Genomic DNA, 17,185 nt, shown 5'->3' with positions numbered 1-17,185 from the left:
TTTTACTTAACTTCCAAGCCCATTACTAGTTGTAGTAATATTCACTGGAGAATGATTTGCTTGAAATGGAATAAAATTAGTTAGCCCCAAAACTAAAACTATCGGTAATATTAGCTTTTTCACTTTTGTTAGCCTCCTTAATCATATCATTATATAAATTCAAATGATCTTTGTTACTAAAATTTCTAAATTGCTCAAATAGCAAAATTCTTTCCAAAATTTTGTTTTTATTAGAAATTTCAAAAGCAATTTTTAAACTTTTAAGTGTAAAATCAAGCCCTTGAGCAGGATTGTTTTTTTGAAAATTGTATAATGCTAATTGATAATAAAGATCTACATAACGATTAATAGATTTTGTATTTTTATAGTAGTTTTTATCAGAAGTATCATTAGATGAAAGAGCATCCAGCAAAGTTTCAATAATATTATCTATAGAAAAATTATGTTTATTAGCAGATTCTAAAATAATACATATGCTGGGTAAAATTTCATGAGGATGCTCAAGCAAGAATGAAACATATTCATCTAGAGACGTATCATCTCCTAATAGCAGATTTAAATTATTCATATTTGCGATAGCAAAAAGCTTAAACTTCTCTACTTCTTTTTTTCCAACTTCATCCAAATTTTCAAACCAACTCAAATCAGAGTAGTATGAAATAAATGTTTTTGCTTCTTCGTATTTTTCTAAATATTCTAATGCTAAGGCTTTTATAAGATATCCTTGACCATAATAGAATACAAGTGCACGCTCAGTATCAACTTCCTGATAATTTCCAGTTTCATTCATTTTTCTTTTACATTCAGTGTATACAGCATTACTTAGTGTGATTAATTCGTCTCCGCATATCTCCAAGTGATACCAATTTTCTAAAGTGTAATATACATTAGCTAATGCGAGTAGACCATCCAACATAAAATTTTCAGGTAGTCGATCCCTAAACGGCTCGAAACGAATAGTAGCTCTAAAATTTTCTTCTGTATTCTCACCAATCGAAGCTCTAAAAACTCGATAATGCGAAATCGCTAATCTTTCAGAATGCTGATGCTTTTCGTTCTCAATCACACACTCATAAAAGGGCAACGACTCTTGTACCTTACCTTCAGCATACAATTCTTCAGCCAATCCAAAGATTGATATCGTATTGTTCAAATCCTCCATCAAACGATCAAGAACTTCTTTGATACAATCATATCTGCCAATCTCTGTACAACGCAATAAAAATGCCTTGATCCGACGCCAGTCTGCTTTTTCATTAATAAAACATTCGTCCACATAATACTCATACATCCAGCCTTCTGCATGACCCAAAGCTTCTGCCATCAAGTCTAACTGCCGAATAGAAATCGATTTTGGAGGATTACCATTCAAGATCCCGCTGATGATACCACGGTTGATTCCAGCCTGTTTACCGAAGCTGCTTAATGAATGACCTTTTTGTCGAATTCCTTTTTCAATCTCAAGCCGTATGGTTGTGGTGTTGGTAATCATAACCGAACACACCCCTTTATGTTGAAAGTTTCCCGTTGTTGCGCCCCAGTAAGCCCATGAAATTCAAATTTATTACATTATACATTACGCTTTGAACGGGGGTCAATTACTTTTAATCAAATCTTCAAAATTTAGGAATCACAAAAGACATAGTTACCATGCAAGGGAAGTCATGGTTTCTATGTCTTAGGGGTAACTTAATTTCCATTTTTAGAAATCAGTCGAAGTTTTTTTAACCGTTCAAGACAATCTAATGTGCTATTCATAAAATATATTGTATCTACAGATTATGAAACGCCCAAAAGGTAATAAAGTATCATACGATCAACTTATGCACTGATCTTACGTCAGGCAAATGAAGCTAAATAGTTAGCACAATAGATAGATTATTCTTTATGTTCTCTAGGCATTTCACGTAATTTTTTGAATAATGCTAGACAATCTATAATACGTCCACGGTTATACTTTTCGACTGATGTTTCTAGGGCAATTAGAATTTTTTCGAGCTTTTCATCATAGATATTACGATTGCATTGATACAGAGCCAGTTGGTAGTAAATGTTGATATAACGGCTAATTCCAATCGGAATATCTTTATAATGATCTCTTAAAAATTTGCCATGATGAATATAATCTAAAATATCATTTGGATAAATAATGTCGTCATAATCAGCAAGAATATCATCAATATTCATATTATATTTATTGGCTGCTTTTGAAATGATCACTAAACTAGGCAATGCTTCACCGGGATGAGCTTTTAGTAATTCAACATAATCGACTAATTTATCTGTATTCCCTGTTAATAAATCCAAATTCAATTCATTGAATACAGCATATAGTTTGAATTTTTCGACATCTTCTTTTCCGATGTCATCTAAACCTTCAAACCAGCTCAAATCGGCAAACTCTTTCAAATAAGGTCGAGCTTCATCGTACTTTTCCATATGTTCTAACGCCACAAATTTCATAAGATGGCTTTGTGCATAATAAGTCACCAGTGGTCTTTCTAAAAGAACCGTTGTAACAGGTAAGTTCTTTTTTCTTCTTTTACATTCTTGGGCGTAGATAATATTAGATAACACATTCAATTCATTGGCACAGTCTATAACCATATCCCAATCCTGAATAGTGTAATAGATATTGGAGAGTTGTAGTAAAGCTTCCAGTCTCAAATGATCGGGTAAGCGATTACGAAAAGGATGAAAAACCATAGCCAGTCTAAGATTATTTTCGATAATCGGACTGGTTCTTGCTCTAAATAGTCGATAATGACTGATGGCTAACCGCTCAGAATGATAATTACGCTCATTCTCGATCACACATTCATAAAAAGGCATCGCCACAATGGCTTGATTTTGCTCTACTAATTCTTCTGCGAGATCAAATACATGAGCGACATGGGCAGGATCTTCCATCAATGAGTTTAAAATATCACCGATTAGATCATCACGATTGAGTTCGATGCAACGGAGTAGAAGTGTACGAACACGTCGCCAATTCGCTTTATTTTCTTCTGAAAAGCATTGTTCTACAAATAATTCGTATAGCCAGCTTTCCGGTTTGCCCAGAGCTTTAGCCATAGCATCCAATTGAGTAATAGACATGATTTTGGGAGGATTTCCGTTCAATGTAGCACTCAAAATACCACGATTGATTCCAGAAACCTTACTAAAATGACTAAGCGAATAACCCTGCTTATGCATTTCGGACTCAAGTTCAGTAATTAGGGTTATTCGATGCTTCATGCAGATCACCTCGATGTAGTAGGGTATATGTTAAGGCATGGAACGAATGACATTTTGAAGCAAAGAAGTATAGTCTAGATTGAGATTCATATTGCATTTACGTAATGATGTATCAAATCGTTTAATCGTATTTTGAAGTTTAGTAGACTGACTCGCATGTTTCGATTGATAGACAGCTAACTGGTAACACATATTTGTATACTGATTGTCTGCCACAGATTTTTTTTTCGCTGAATGATCCATATATAAGTTCGTTGTAATATGCTCATGGAATTTTTCGATAATATGATCAACCACAATATTGTATTGATTTGCAGTACTTAGAATCGTCAGCAACCCCGGAATCGTTTCCTTCGGATAGTTTTCCAAAAAGGCAATATAACTATCCAGTACACTAAAATTCCCTTTATATAACTCGGTACAGTAGCTGTTGCCTTGAGCAAATATTTTGAAGCGGTCTACTTCTTGTTGTCCGCACTCATCTAAATCATCTAACCAACTCAGATCACTATATTTCCTAATGTATATGGTTGATTCTTCATATTGTCCTACTTTTTGATAAAATGTGGACTTCATAAGATACCCTTGTCCATAGTAAACAACGAAAGAACGCTCACTTTTGAGATTATGGTATTTCTTTTCTTTATAAAGTCGATTGGATAATTCGATTAAAGCATCTCCGCACTTTTCCATTAGTAACCATTCGTTAGCGGTATAGTACACATTTGCCAACTGCAACCAAGCATCTAATTGCATATAAGAAGGCAGACGATCACAGAAAGCTTGGAAAGTCACAGCCGCTATAAAGTTCTGTTTAATATCGCGTTTAATCGAATAGCGGAAAATACGATAATGACTGATCGCCAGCCGTTCTGCTTGGTAGTTGCGCTCATTACTCACGACACATTCATACAACTGCATAACACTGTCACTCGGATTATCTACAATGAGTTCTTCAGCCAATTCAAAAACGTGATTAAGATAGGATATGTCTTCAAGCAACAAGCACAAAATACGATCAATCAAAACGTTTCGATTCAGTTCAATACAACGGAATAAGAGTGCGCTCACACGTCGCCAATTCGTTTTACCTTGTTCGTCAAAGCATTGTTCTACAAACAGCTCATACAGCCAACCTTCTGGCTTGCCCAAAGCAGTATTCATTGTATCTAACTGATTAATCGACATCGGTTTGGGAGGGTTTCCATTCAATGTGGCACTTAAAATGCCACGATTGATTCCAGAAATTTGACTGAAACGACTAAGAGAATAACCTTGTCGGGAAATCTCATTTTCTAACTCCGTACATAAGGCTATTCGGTTGTCCATACAGCTCACCTCTTGACTGTTGTATTAAGGCATCGAACGAATAAAAAGTTGTAGCAAAGACGTATAGTCCATCGTACGGCTCATATTGTATCTACGTAATGACATATCAAATGTATTCAATGTATTTTTGAAAATAATAAATTTTTCTTAAAGTTTATCTATATGTCTTTCGGTTGACAGAGCAACATCATTCTTATCTAGCTAATTATAGTTTTAATTTATTTTCCTTATAACAAATATAAATTCTGCTAAATCAAAACGTTTCGATAAACATATTGCTCATATAACCAGCCTTCCGGTCGATCGAGAGCGGCTGCCATACGATCTAGCTGGTTGATCGATATTGATCGAGGTGGGTTGCTATTGAGCGTTGCACTCAATACGCCACGGTTAATCCCTGATATTTTTTCAAACTGCGTTAAATTGATTTTTTTGTCTTGCAGTTCTTGCTCAATATGAGAGCGTACTGTATCCAGTGGGCTCATAAACGGTAAGCACCTCCGAAAAATACAATAATCCTTATACGATTCCAGAAAATGATAGTTTTTATTATTCTATAAGTTACTTAAAATGTCAGAGTACCTTTTTTAGTAACTTAGTATAAGGGTTCTATTGACCTATAGAATTTGGGAGTAAACACTCACGGATTACAAAAAAAGGTTGTGATTACAAAATAAAAGAATCCGTTTTTTGAAAACTCCTGTAATAATAAGGATACAAGTTACTTCACTACTGACCTATAAACGGACACGTAGAAGTACAAATGTTGGCTGACAGGATCTCACTACAATCCTATATACCCTAAGCTCATAAGCACGCTAGAAATAACATTAGTAAAGTAGCTTGTAGATGTAAATAGCTGTCCTATAGCAATATAGAAACAACTAGCCATACCCTAGCAAGTAAACGTAGTGAGTCCGAAGAATTGTGTAGCAACATACCACATAAGTGTTAAATTAGTTGATATCATAGAACACCTAAACATTCCCTAAATGAATAGAGAAGACCAGAAAAGAGCATGATCGCCTACAGATCACGCTCTTTTCTGGCGTTTAATGACTGTTTTGTAGAATTTCAAAATATTTCCAAAATATATCTTCTGAAATGGTTTTAAATGGATATTTTTGTGGTATATTCTATAAGCTGTTATTTTATATCTAACATGGAGGCTTATGAATGAACAGAGTCAGCATAGCGTTTACCGATTGTGTTAAAAAGAAAATGATTTGGAATCTGATCCCAGCGATGATTATCTTTTTAGTGTGGATGTATGGTATTCATGTCAGTGTCTACGAAGCCATAGGATCTGCTGTTATTGCAGTCATCGTATTAACGATTGGTGATATGATTTCTAGTTATTTTTTTGGCGACACATTCAATACGAATCATCGTGCACACTAAGCGACTACTCTAACTTCTATTCTTTCTTCACACTATAAATGAACCTACCTTTCTTCCTATACTATGGAAAAGTTAAAATAAATCGTTGTTTACAAAAAACCAAAAAGCACTGTTTTAAAAACATGTGTCATACTCGGTGGCAAGAGTAACAAGGAGATACGTTATTCTGCCCGGTGATGCGCCCCACGTAGAACTGTGCAACGTCAATCTAGAACAGACAAATAGCTAAATGATAAAGAGCATCTTGATCTCGGAAATATACCGGATTAAGGTGCTTTTTGTTTCAGTAAGAGAGCTGTGGCTTATTATGAGAGAAGAGACTATTTCTTTGCTGAGATCAACTGACAAACTCAAAAGGGAAATTTGGTTTTTTTGATAACTTGTGGGAAAATATAGAGGCACAGTCGTTTCTATAAATACTGTAGATTTGCAAAACTAGAGGTCTGCTTCAAATTGGTTTATGATAAATAGGAGGTGATCGATATGAGTGCATTCAAATCATGGTTAAACAGTACGAAAAGCAACTTGAATGATCAGATGAAAAAGTTCAAAAATAAGGACTTTTTAGAAGCGATCGTAGCAGGTTGTGCTCTTGTAGCGGCAGCAGATGGTAATATCAGCGCAGATGAAAAGCAAAAAATGGCAGGTTATATCGGACGCAATGAGCAATTGAAAGTGTTTGATATGAGTTTGGTGATTGCTCGCTTTAATCATTATGTAGAAAATTTTGAATTTGATGCGATTATCGGTAAGCAAGAAGCGCTTAAAGCGATCAGTAAATTCAAAAGCAAACCTGAAGAAGGTCGATTGTTGATTGGTGTATGTAGTGCAATCGGTTCAGCTGATGGTGACTTTGATCCTCAAGAGCAAGCGGTTGTACGCGAAATCGCGACAGTTCTGGGCTTGAATGCTTCTGAATTTGGACTGTAAGTCGGGTAAGAATGAAGGCAGTTTCAAAAAAGTTGAAACGATTCTCCGGTAATAACAGTATTACATATCAGTATTACAAAGGAGGTCATATCATTTTATGAGTATCAGCTTAGTCAAAGGTCAAAAAATTGATTTAACCAAAGGCAATAGCGGTCTGAATCAACTGGTGGTTGGTTTGGGTTGGGATCCCGCAGAAACGCAATCTAAAGGATTCTTCGGTATGAAAAAAGCAAAAGCAGATATCGACTGTGATGCTTCAGCGATTCTGTTGGATGCAAATGATAAATTGACCAAAGCTACCAACTTGGTCTGCTTTCATAACTTGACGAGTGGTTGTGGTTCTGTCAAACACAGCGGCGATAACCTAACTGGTGAAGGTGCAGGAGACGATGAGCAAATCCATATCGATCTTTCTAAAGTACCTGCGGATGTGAATAAAGTGCTTGTTGTGGTTAATATTTATCAAGCAGAGCAACGCAAACAAGATTTCGGTATGATTTCGTCGGCTTATATTCGTATTATGAATGGACAGAATCAACAGGAATTGGTTCGCTTTAATCTGACAGATGATTATTCCGGTATGACAGCATTGATTACGGGTGAAATTTACCGTAACGGAGCAGAATGGAAATTCAACGCAATCGGTCAAGGAAAACAGGCCGCACATATCGATATTTTGGCTCGCCAATATTCGTAATCAGTAAGCGTTATCTTCAACAGCAACTCCAAATCATACACATGGAAAGAAGGAATTGAACATGGGAATTAACTTATCTAAAGGACAAAAAGTAGATTTAACGAAAAGTAATCCAGGATTGGCTAAGATCACTGTAGGTCTTGGTTGGGATACAAATAAATATGATGGCGGTGGAGAGTTCGATTTGGACGTATCTGTATTTTGCGCGAATACTGAAGGTAAAGTATCTAGCGAGAAAAACTTTATTTTCTTCAACAATCCTCAAAATGAAAATGGTTCTGTCGTACATACAGGCGACAACCGTACAGGCGCAGGCGATGGCGACGATGAGCAAATCAAAGTAGACATCCCGAACGTACCTGCTGATGTAGACAAAATTGCATTTACAATCACAATCTATGAAGCAGCAGCTCGTAACCAAAACTTTGGTCAAGTATCTAACGCTTACGTTCGTATCGTAAACGATGATAACAACGAAGAATTGATCCGCTTTGACCTTGGAGAAGATTTCTCTATCGAAGCAGGTGTAGTTGTTGGTGAATTGTACCGTCATGGCGCAGAGTGGAAATTTAACGCAATCGGTAACGGCTACAAAGACGGTCTTGCAGGATTGACACGCGACTACGGCTTACAATAAACGTTTGGTATCTAGCGTTTGGTAGTAAAAACGCAGCCCAGTTCAATGAAAAAATGATTTTTGCAAAGCAAAATATCTTACTTCCAGCGTTTGGCAGTATAAACGCGACCAAGTGCAATGAGAAAATGATTTTTGCAAAGCAAAATATCGTAACATTTTCTATCTTTTAAATAAGCTGTCAACGAGGCGGAGCGCATAGCTCCGTTTTGTTTCAGTCTCATACGTAGTATGACATTATAGTGATGGTAAGGAGTGGACAGAGGATGACCATTAATTTATCCAAGGGGCAACGGATCGACCTTACGAAAACAAATCCAGGATTAACACGTGTTGTGGTAGGTCTGGGCTGGGACACGAACAAATATAGCGGTGGTAGCGATTTTGACTTGGACGCTTCGGCATTTTTATTGCATGAAGATGGCAAAGCCAAAACAGAAACGGATTTTGTATTCTACAATAATCTAACGACCTATAATGGTGCTGTTACGCATACCGGAGATAACCGAACAGGTGAAGGTGACGGGGACGATGAGCAGATCGTTGTCGATTTCAGTAAAGTGCCTGCTAGCATTTCGCGTATCGGAATTACCGTTACGATTCATGATGCTGATGCACGTGGACAGAATTTTGGACAGGTAAGTGCTGCTTTTGTACGGGTAGTCAATGAAGACAACAATAGTGAAATTTTGCGCTTTGATCTAGGTGAAGAATTCTCTACAGAAACAGCAGTAGTGTTCTGTGAGTTCTACCGCCAAGCAACAGATTGGAAGTTCCAAGCGATCGGTAGTGGATTCTCAGGTGGACTGGCAGCATTGTGTCAGAACTACGGATTACCAGTATAATCCTGTTGTCTCAACAAATAAGGCAAAAGCATGAACTATACATGAATAGGGTGGGTTTCCTGCCCTATTTTTTTTAACTCGTCACTAGCATTTAATGCTAAAATAGGAAAGAACAATGGACCATTTACGTCATAAATTACGGGGTTAAACAATTATGAGTGTAGCTATTGTTAAAGGACAAAAAACAGACATAACCAAAACAACACCAGGGCTTCAACAGCTTATTATTTCGCTGGGTTGGGAAGCACCTGCTTCATTAGAATTAGATACTTCTGCTTTTCTGCTTCAACAAAATGGAAAAGTGAAAAGTGATAATGATCTTATTTTTTATGGTAACCCGGGCAATTCTTTTATTACTTATGTTGAAAATGCGACAGGCAGTGATGCTCGTCAATTTAAAGTAAATGTAGGAGCGATTCCGCAAGATATTCAAAAAATTGCGGTAACGCTGACCATTTACAATAGCGATAAACCGACAGAAAATTTTAGTCAGGTGAATCGTACGTATTTGCGTTGTACCCATGAAGCGACAGGTGCAGAGATTTTTCGCTATGATATCGATTCCCAATTTTCATCCGAAACTGCGATTGTGGTAGGGGAACTCTATCGTTATCAGACAGAATGGAAATTCGCAGCAGTAGGAGCAGGTTATTTTGGTGGACTTAAAGAATTATGTGGTAGTTATGGTGTTGAGGTAGAAGATACACCTGCTCCCACACCGCCACCAACACCACCAGTACCTCCTAAGCCTGTTTCGCCACCACCGCCGCCTCCTGCACCAGCTCCAATACCGGCGAAGCCGATGAATCTTAATCGACCATCGACTCCACCTCCTGCTCCTCCAGCGCCAACACCAGCTCCTACGCCTTCAGTAAACTTAAATCTATCCAAGATTGAGCTTAAGAAAAAAGGCGATGTGATTAATCTTCAGAAAAAATCGGGTGGTACCCTCGGGGAATTACTGATCAATCTGAACTGGAATCGTCAGGAGAAAAAAGGATTATTCAAACGTAGTTCAGGAGTCGATCTGGATCTAGGTTGCTTGTATGAATTACAAGATGGTGATAAAGGTGTAGTTCAAGCACTCGGTAATTCTTTTGGTTCTTTGACAAATTGGCCTTTTGTAGCGCTAGACGGTGATGATCGAACAGGTGCTATAGCAGGTGGCGAAAATATGCGGATTAACGGTAACAAAATATCCGAAATCAAGCGTATTCTGGTCTTTTCTTTTATCTATGAAGGCATTACACGTTGGACAGATGCCGATGGTGTCGTAACTATTTCTCAACAAAATGGACCTGATATTATTGTGCGTCTAGACGAGGCAGATAATCGCAGTCCGATGTGTGCGATTGCAATGATACAAAATGTGGGTAATGAAACTTTTAGTATCGAAAAGTTGGTTCAGTATTTCAAAGGTCATTCGGATATGGATCGTGCTTTCAATTGGGGCATGCGCTGGAAAGCCGGTAGCAAAGATTAGGCTATCGCTATAGATGATGATAATGAACATACACAGAATTTACACAAATCGGTATTACAAGTGTTGATACACCTCTAAAATAATTAGAATGTGGACATCACGCTTAACACACGAAGTGTATATGGAGGACGATGTATGGACTGGTTCAGTAATTTTTTTCAAAGTATTGCTGATAACTACGGTCACTTCTTCTCATGGAGTGAGATTGCTGCAACTCTATCCGATCCAGTGAGCTGGGGAGTTATTGCAAGTCTTGTACTATTAGAAGGATTATTGTCCGCTGACAATGCGCTTGTGTTAGCCGTTATGGTCAGACATTTGCCACCGAAACAGCAGAAAAAGGCTTTGTTCTATGGTATTCTCGGAGCCTATCTTTTCCGCTTTCTGGCGATTGGTCTTGGAACGTATCTGGTTACATTTACAGCAGTCAAAGTCATTGGCGGATTGTATCTGTTCTATATTGCGTACAAAGGATTATTCAAAGGCGGAGACGAAGACGAAGTACAGAACAAGCCAATGTCTTTCTGGAAAACCGTATTAATGGTTGAAATGATGGATATTGCATTCAGTATTGATAGCGTCGTGGCTGCTTTTGGTATCAGTAATGAAGTCTGGGTACTATTCCTGGGCGGTATTATTGGTATCTTGATGATGCGTGGCGTTGCTCAATTGTTCTTGAAACTGATTAATAAGTTCCCTGAACTTGAAAAAACCGCTTTTATTTTAATTGCGATTATTGCAGTCAAAATGATTGTAGGCGCATTTGGTTTTGAAATTTCTCAAGTATTGTTTTTTGCAATTCTTATTTTGGTGTTTGTAGGAACGATGGTCATCAGTTCGATTCGTCGTAAAAAAGAACAGTCTTAATCAGGATTGCTGCTACAACAGATTGGATGATCCCTCCTGCCTGCACAATAGGAGGGATTTATTTATTATACGGCGGCTTAACAAGCTCAAGTTTCGGTGCAACAAAGGAGGAGACTTATGCGTTACTTTAATTATTTATCGCTTGAAGAAGAACAGGAATTGTTCTATTCAGCACCGATTCATTATAATAACTCTTCCGAACAGGAACTATTGGCGTATGCCGTAGGCGCAGCACTATATTGTCCTGCAACACGTCCCACAATTGCTAGAGATATTTTGACAGAGCGGCATCAAGGATTGACTTCATGGGTGCTCGACCTAGAAGATGCTGTTGGAGATCATCAGGTAGCAATGGCTGAAGAATTATTAGTACAACAACTGACACAACTGTATATCCAATTACAGCAAGAACAGGTGCATAGAGATCGGTTACCTTTGTTATTTATTCGTGTACGCAGTATTGGGCAATTAGAGCGAATGATCGACCAGTTAGGCGAAATGATGAAGTTGATCACAGGCTTTATGTTACCCAAATTCGATCCAGAACAAGGATTGCAATATTTTCAAGCGATCGCACGTTATAATCAGGAGAAAGATATTTATGCTCCTGTATTATATGGATTACCTATCTTGGAGACAGCTGCTGTGATCTACCGTGAAAGTCGGGTCGAACATTTATTAGCGATCAAAAAAATATTAGATGCATATAAACCGTATGTACTGAATGTACGGATTGGTGCGACTGATTTCTCCAGTTTATTCGGATTACGTCGTAGTCCAGATATGACGATTTATGATATTGCGCCTATTCGTGATTGTATGTCTGATATTATTAACTTATTCGGTCGCATGGATTCGCCGTATGTAATCTCAGGGCCGGTATGGGAATACTTTGCCAATGGTGAACGTGTACTCAAACCGATGTTGCGTCAATCGCCTTTTGAAGAAGCGCTTGGTGATGATGGACGTAAGTTACGGAAAGAGTATATTAATCGTCATGTGGATGGATTGATTCGCGAAGTCATTATGGATAAAGAAAATGGAATTATAGGCAAAACGATTATTCATCCAACGCATATTGGTCTGGTACAATCACTATATACAGTGACCCGCGAAGAATTTGAAGATGCGGAAAGTATTATTCGTAACAATAATGGCGAACTCGGGGTATTCAAAAGCGGCTATGCTAACAAAATGAATGAAATCAAACCTCATTTAAATTGGGCGCAAAAAATTATAGCAAGATCACAAATTTATGGGGTGCTACATGAACAACAACATTTCATCTCTCTTCTCTCAGAGCAAGAACAACGTATATACGTATAAGATTCTAGAAGACTTAACGGTAAACGTAGAAGTGCAACATAATCCTTTTCAATTAGAGTTAGATCACTTATTTACGATGGCAGCACGTATTAATCCTAAGCGCTCGTTTTTATTTGTCAGCAAAGTATTGGGCAAACATCTGGCGGTTGATCCTTATTTGTCATTGCTGAGTGGAGCAGTACTATCATTGTTACTTTACAATGATATGCGGGAACAATCTGATCCGAAGATAACAGCGTTACTTCCTCGTATTCTACAAGCGATGTCATCCGGTGAAGGCTTGGCAGAAGCCTATCATGAATTGATGAACCTAAAGCTTGTTTTACCTGCGCCTGTATCGTTTATTGGCTTTGCTGAGACAGCGACAGCGTTAGGTCATAGTATGTATCAAGTGTTTGATCGGGGAGCTCAGTATGTACATACGACACGGCATGATATAGCCGGTCTATCCTCGGTAATTACATTTGAAGAAGAACATTCTCATGCAACAGCTCATCGCTGTTATGCCCAATCGGAAGGTATGATTACAGGCAACGATCCGATTATTTTGGTAGACGATGAGATTACGACAGGCAAAACAGCCCTTAATATTATTCGGGAAATTCATGCTGAATATCCACGTGATACGTATTATGTTGCTTCGTTACTGGATTGGCGAGAAGATGCTCATGTTCAGCGATTTGCTGATCTAGAACAAGAACTGAATATTACGATTACAGTGCTATCATTAATCAAAGGACAGATTACGGTGGATGGACAACCGAGTCTGACTCATGATCCGATGACACTGCATGAGCAATTAGCAGATATTCCGGTAGATATGATTTATCTGGATCATCTGTTTGCACAGCAAGAAGGATATGCCTCTATTGATGGACATGGTCATCAGAATCGTGCTTCATTGATGACAGGTACAGGACGATTCGGTATCGGTGCACATGATAATCTATGCAACACCATCAGTATAGAAAAAGCTGCACAATTACTTGTTGAGCACAGAACCGGTCAACGGACATTGTGTCTGGGAACCGAAGAGTTTATGTATATTCCGATGCGAATCAGTAGTGAAATGGGTGCTGGCATTAAGTTCCATTCCACAACACGTAGTCCGATTTATCGTTCACTCATGCCGCATTATAGTATTCAGACAGGAGATACCTTCCCCTCTCCCGAAGATAGTAGTGTAACCAACTTTGTATATAACATTCCGGAAGGGCATTATGATGATGTATTTGTCTTTCTAGAACGCGATGTCCCTCAAGAACGTATCCAACCATTAATCGATGTATTACGCTCCAAGCTGTTCCAGCAGATTCATATCGTGATCTGTGGTCCTCAAATGGTGCAAGAGAAAGGGATAGATCATGACCGAACATAAACAAGAGCAATTGCTAGCATTCCCCTTACCACATCCAGAACCTCTTGGAAGCTACAGTCCATCCGATGTGATTTTCCTATTGAAAGATTTAAGTAATGTAAATTTAGAGCGTGGTACCGAGGAACGTGAAGAAGCGATCCAGACGGGAACACACTATTCGGAAATGTTACCTGTAGAATATCAACCAACTCCTGAATATATTCAGTTATTTCATGAAACGTTAGCCGAATCGGCTGAAAAAGTAGCTTTGGCTGCGGGTGTAGTGAGTGAACTGATTTTGCATAAACGTGGTCAAAAACTGGTTCTAGCTTCGCTTGCTAGAGCAGGTACGCCTATCGGTATCTTGATGAAGCGCTATTTGATGCAACAATATGGATTGGATGTTCCGCATTATAGTATCTCTATTATTCGTGGTAAAGGGATCGACGAAAATGCGCTGAAATATATTTTCCAACAACATGGTGTAGAGCAAGAATTACAATTTGTCGATGGCTGGACAGGTAAGGGCGCTATTCGTCAGGTATTGATTCAGGCTTGTGATCAATTTGAAAAAGATTACGGGGTTCGTCTGAATGATGATCTCGCTGTACTGGCTGATCCTGGATTCTGCTCGGATACGTATGGCACACGCGAAGACTTTTTGATTCCAAGTGCTTGTCTGAACTCGACCGTATCTGGATTGATGAGTAGAACGGTACTACGTGACGATCTGATTGGTGAACATGATTTTCATGGTGCTAAATTTTATAAAGAATGGTTAGATAGCGATCTATCGAATGTATTTGTCGATCAGGTATCTTCTTATTTCCCTGCTATCGCTGAAGAAGCCAAAAAACAAGCCCAACAATTGCTTGATACGCCTGAACCGATCACATGGCAAGGGCTAAGTGATATTCGATCGATTCAAGATCAGTATGGGATCGAAGATATCAATCTAGTGAAACCGGGCGTAGGAGAGACGACACGTGTCTTGTTACGTCGTGTACCGTGGAAAATTCTTGTTGATCGTGAAGACAATCCGAATCTGCGTCATATTTTGCTGTTGGCTCAAGATCGTGGTGTGCCTGTCGAAGTCTATCCGAATCTAACGTATTCTTGCTGTGGCATTATTAAGCCAAGGCAGGGGGAAAGCGAATGATCTATGCTAGTGATCTGGATCAGACGTTAATCTATTCGGTACGCTCGATGGGAATGGATGTCGATCTATCGGTGATGCAACCTGCGGAGACGTACAAAGAACGGATTATTTCTTATATTTCCATAGCAACTCTTCAACAATTGCAACGTGTAGCTCAGCAGATCACTTTTGTACCAGTCACGACTCGTACACTTGATCAATATGCACGTATTCATATTTTTCAAAATAACGTGATTCCTCAATATGCGATTACCAGTAATGGAGCAAATATTCTAGTCAATGGAGTGGTTGATCAAGCATGGCACGAGCAGATTCTGGCGGATGTGTATGCCAAGTCGGCTCCTGCGGCAGAAGCATTAGCTATATTCCATAGCGTATCTGATCCCAGCTGGATCGTAGCTGAACATTTCTGGGAAAGTACATTTTATTCTATTGTGGTGGATCGTGAGCTGATGCCACTGGATACTGTGCTTGCTCTTCAACCGCAATTAGAATCGTTAGGCTGGGGGATGTCAGTGCAAGGACGCAAAGTGTATCTGGTTCCTTTTCCAGTCAGCAAAAATCGGGCGATTACTGAAGTGAAGCAAAGAGTAGGCGCTTCGAAAGTAATTGCTTCAGGCGATTCGATTTTGGATCGTGGCTTACTTGATATTGCAGACTATTCGATCGCTCCTGCTCATGGTGAATTGTATCGTGAATCGGTAGCTGAGCCTGCACTTCGTCATTATTCATTTACATCTAAAGCAGGCATTTTTGCCGCAGATGAGATTCTGCAATATGTAGTGGCTACATTAGATACAGAAGGGAAAGTCAGCTATGAGTCATAAAGTACGGGTCTGGTTCAATCGTTGGTTTGCTGTCGGATATCATTATATGAACAATATTCGTCATAACCCGGATGGACTGGAATTTGAAATTTACGGTACACATCGGGATGCAGAACATGTTTCGTTTCAAGCTTGTGATTATACAGAGATCGAACCGGCGCTACCGGGTGATGAGTATGTAGCTTATTGTCTGGATTTCTGTAAGCGTCATAAGATCGATGTCTTTGTGCCACGCTGGCGGATGATCAATATTGTGAGAGCGATTGATTCTTTTGAAGCGATTGGTGTCAAAGTAGTAGCTTGTACGAATCTAGAACTACTGGATGTGATCGAAGATAAAGGTAACTTTTATCGTTCAGTCGAGCAGAATGGTCTGATGGTTGTGCCTGAATATCATCTAGTGCATAATGTGGCAGAATTCAAGCAAGCGTATGATGATTTGACTAGTAAAGGGCTAGGGGTATGCTTTAAGCCTACTCGTTCAGAAGGTGGACTGGGATTCCGCATTATTCAACCGAATTATAATGCTTTAGAGGAATTGCTAGACGTTCCCAATGTTAATATTTCTTATGAGCAAACGGTTCAGATCTTATCTTCTATTGAGTCTTTCCCTGAGCTTATGGTTATGGAAGTACTAGAAGGGCATGAATATAGTATCGATTGTCTGGCTTCTCCAACAGGAGAATTGTTAGCGGCTGTCCCTCGCCGCAAAGCCGATGGCGGACGTGCACGTTTACTTGAGAATGTACCGGAATTGATTCGACTTGCGGAGGAAGTGGCGCAGTTCTATAAGATTCCGTATAATTATAATTTACAACTGAAGTACCAAGGCGATATTCCCAAAGTGTTAGAGATCAATCCTCGTATGTCTGGTGGATTGCATATCTCCTGTCTGAGTGGTGTCGACTTCCCTTATTTAGCTGTCAAATTAGCATTAGGTCATGCTGTAGAAAAGCAGAATCCAGAGTTTGGTATTCTGGCGAGCTATGTAGAGCAACCTGTATTAATTCGTAAATTGGAACAATCTTGACTATAAACCGTATGTTATTAGATATGTTATTCAATAGCGCATTGTGATTTTAGACGAAAG

At 38.8% G+C, this 17,185-nt stretch carries 16 protein-coding genes; 12 read left to right on the top strand and 4 right to left on the bottom strand.

Going from position 1 to position 17,185, the window contains the following annotated elements; genetic code table 11:
• Positions 1-76: 76 nt before the first annotated feature.
• The 4 genes from PaeCFBP13512_RS11145 to PaeCFBP13512_RS11130 all read right to left on the bottom strand — a co-directional run bounded on the left by PaeCFBP13512_RS11145 (position 77) and on the right by PaeCFBP13512_RS11130 (position 5,054).
• On the bottom strand, positions 77-1,492 hold the full coding sequence (locus PaeCFBP13512_RS11145; RefSeq protein WP_137223092.1) for a DNA-binding protein: 1,416 nt from the start codon (positions 1,490-1,492) through the stop codon (positions 77-79).
• Between the two features lie 386 nt (positions 1,493-1,878).
• Entirely contained in the window at positions 1,879-3,240 is a 1,362-nt protein-coding gene (locus PaeCFBP13512_RS11140) for a DNA-binding protein (protein ID WP_161594255.1), read from the bottom strand.
• Positions 3,241-3,270: 30 nt separating this feature from the next.
• Complete coding sequence (locus PaeCFBP13512_RS11135) at positions 3,271-4,569, bottom strand: DNA-binding protein (protein ID WP_137223088.1); 1,299 nt, start codon at positions 4,567-4,569, stop codon at positions 3,271-3,273.
• 248 nt (positions 4,570-4,817) lie between these two features.
• On the bottom strand, positions 4,818-5,054 hold the full coding sequence (locus tag PaeCFBP13512_RS11130) for a helix-turn-helix domain-containing protein (protein WP_137223086.1): 237 nt from the start codon (positions 5,052-5,054) through the stop codon (positions 4,818-4,820).
• Between the two features lie 691 nt (positions 5,055-5,745).
• Here PaeCFBP13512_RS11130 and PaeCFBP13512_RS11125 point away from each other — a divergent pair.
• The 12 genes from PaeCFBP13512_RS11125 (at position 5,746) to PaeCFBP13512_RS11070 (ending at position 17,125) form a co-directional block, all read left to right on the top strand.
• Positions 5,746-5,970, top strand: a complete 225-nt coding sequence (locus PaeCFBP13512_RS11125) for a hypothetical protein (protein WP_137223084.1) — start codon at positions 5,746-5,748, stop codon at positions 5,968-5,970.
• Between the two features lie 483 nt (positions 5,971-6,453).
• Positions 6,454-6,900 (top strand): tellurite resistance TerB family protein, encoded by a 447-nt coding sequence (locus PaeCFBP13512_RS11120; RefSeq protein ID WP_069327704.1) that lies wholly within the window; start codon positions 6,454-6,456, stop codon positions 6,898-6,900.
• 97 nt (positions 6,901-6,997) lie between these two features.
• A complete protein-coding gene (locus PaeCFBP13512_RS11115) occupies positions 6,998-7,597 on the top strand; it encodes a TerD family protein (RefSeq protein ID WP_069327705.1) in 600 nt (199 codons plus the stop codon).
• A 61-nt stretch (positions 7,598-7,658) separates the two neighbouring features.
• The gene (locus tag PaeCFBP13512_RS11110) at positions 7,659-8,234 is read left to right on the top strand and encodes a TerD family protein (RefSeq protein WP_069327706.1); all 576 of its coding nucleotides are present in this window, start codon (positions 7,659-7,661) and stop codon (positions 8,232-8,234) included.
• A 263-nt stretch (positions 8,235-8,497) separates the two neighbouring features.
• Complete coding sequence (locus PaeCFBP13512_RS11105; RefSeq protein ID WP_069327707.1) at positions 8,498-9,076, top strand: TerD family protein; 579 nt, start codon at positions 8,498-8,500, stop codon at positions 9,074-9,076.
• Between the two features lie 154 nt (positions 9,077-9,230).
• Positions 9,231-10,559, top strand: coding sequence for a TerD family protein (locus PaeCFBP13512_RS11100; protein ID WP_137223082.1), 1,329 nt, complete (start codon positions 9,231-9,233; stop codon positions 10,557-10,559).
• A gap of 135 nt (positions 10,560-10,694) precedes the next feature.
• On the top strand, positions 10,695-11,426 hold the full coding sequence (locus PaeCFBP13512_RS11095; RefSeq protein WP_137223080.1) for a TerC family protein: 732 nt from the start codon (positions 10,695-10,697) through the stop codon (positions 11,424-11,426).
• A 117-nt stretch (positions 11,427-11,543) separates the two neighbouring features.
• A complete protein-coding gene (locus tag PaeCFBP13512_RS11090; protein ID WP_137223078.1) occupies positions 11,544-12,752 on the top strand; it encodes an HpcH/HpaI aldolase/citrate lyase family protein in 1,209 nt (402 codons plus the stop codon).
• Positions 12,694-14,130, top strand: coding sequence for a phosphoribosyltransferase family protein (locus PaeCFBP13512_RS11085; RefSeq protein WP_241669349.1), 1,437 nt, complete (start codon positions 12,694-12,696; stop codon positions 14,128-14,130). The genes PaeCFBP13512_RS11090 and PaeCFBP13512_RS11085 overlap by 59 nt, the downstream gene beginning before the upstream one ends.
• Positions 14,117-15,268: a cysteine protease StiP family protein gene (locus PaeCFBP13512_RS11080; RefSeq protein WP_137223076.1), complete on the top strand. Its 1,152-nt coding sequence runs from the start codon at positions 14,117-14,119 to the stop codon at positions 15,266-15,268. Before PaeCFBP13512_RS11085 ends, PaeCFBP13512_RS11080 begins: the two co-directional genes overlap by 14 nt.
• The gene (locus PaeCFBP13512_RS11075; protein WP_069327712.1) at positions 15,265-16,095 is read left to right on the top strand and encodes an HAD family hydrolase; all 831 of its coding nucleotides are present in this window, start codon (positions 15,265-15,267) and stop codon (positions 16,093-16,095) included. The genes PaeCFBP13512_RS11080 and PaeCFBP13512_RS11075 overlap by 4 nt, the downstream gene beginning before the upstream one ends.
• The gene (locus tag PaeCFBP13512_RS11070) at positions 16,085-17,125 is read left to right on the top strand and encodes an ATP-grasp domain-containing protein (protein WP_137223074.1); all 1,041 of its coding nucleotides are present in this window, start codon (positions 16,085-16,087) and stop codon (positions 17,123-17,125) included. The genes PaeCFBP13512_RS11075 and PaeCFBP13512_RS11070 overlap by 11 nt, the downstream gene beginning before the upstream one ends.
• Positions 17,126-17,185 lie beyond the last annotated feature (60 nt).

Source organism: Paenibacillus sp. CFBP13512, from assembly GCF_005233705.1.
GTDB lineage: Bacteria > Bacillota > Bacilli > Paenibacillales > Paenibacillaceae > Saccharibacillus > Saccharibacillus nuruki.
The sequence above is the reverse complement of the archived record's forward strand: the minus strand, read 5'-3'. Positions and strand labels throughout refer to the sequence as shown.